Annotated in this window: 1 protein-coding gene; it reads right to left on the bottom strand. The window is 27.2% G+C overall.

Annotated features, from left to right (window positions below; translation table 11 throughout):
* A partial coding sequence (locus tag F1741_RS02250) for an NAD(P)/FAD-dependent oxidoreductase (protein WP_193310890.1) occupies nucleotides 1-228 on the bottom strand: 228 nt, incomplete at both ends.

Below are 228 nucleotides of genomic sequence, written 5' to 3'. Positions count from 1 at the left end.
AACATGGTGATTTGTAAATTGTTGTTGAGCAGGTTTAGTAAATTCAACATCTAAATATTTAGACATAATCCTATCTTCGGCATCAATTAAAACAACTTTTTTGTTTTGCAAAGAAAAAGCTTCAGCTAACTCAACACCAATATAACCAGCACCTACAATGGTAATATTATTAACATTTTTAGCATATTTAATAATTTCATTCGCATGATCAAAATTTTTGCATAAAAA

The sequence above is a fragment of the 'Cynodon dactylon' phytoplasma genome, assembly GCF_009268075.1.
Taxonomy (GTDB): domain Bacteria; phylum Bacillota_I; class Bacilli_A; order Acholeplasmatales; family Acholeplasmataceae; genus Phytoplasma; species Phytoplasma cynodontis.
This window is presented reverse-complemented; position numbering and strand designations above follow the sequence as displayed.